The following is a 234-nucleotide window of genomic DNA, read 5'->3' on the forward strand; positions in this document are numbered from 1 at the left end:
ATGACGCCGCGTTCGCCTTCGGCATCCGGATCGGTCTTCTGGATCGCTGCGGCGGCAAGCCGGATCATGTTGAACGTACCGATGAGATTGATCCCGACCGTGCGGGCAAAACTCTCCAGCCGATGCGGCCCGTCGCGGCCGATCACCTTTTCGGCCGGTGCGACGCCGGCGCAATTCACCAAGCCGCGCAAGCCGCCGAAGGCTTCGACGGCAGCGGCAATCGCTGCTGCTCCC

At 65.8% G+C, this 234-nt stretch carries 1 protein-coding gene; it reads right to left on the bottom strand.

What is annotated here, in order from left to right; translation table 11 throughout:
• The coding region (locus tag EOD29_RS35190; protein WP_127248933.1) for an SDR family oxidoreductase at positions 1–234 on the bottom strand (234 nt) is incomplete at both ends.

The sequence above is a fragment of the Mesorhizobium sp. M1A.T.Ca.IN.004.03.1.1 genome, assembly GCF_003997555.1.
Classification (GTDB): Bacteria; Pseudomonadota; Alphaproteobacteria; order Rhizobiales; family Rhizobiaceae; genus Mesorhizobium.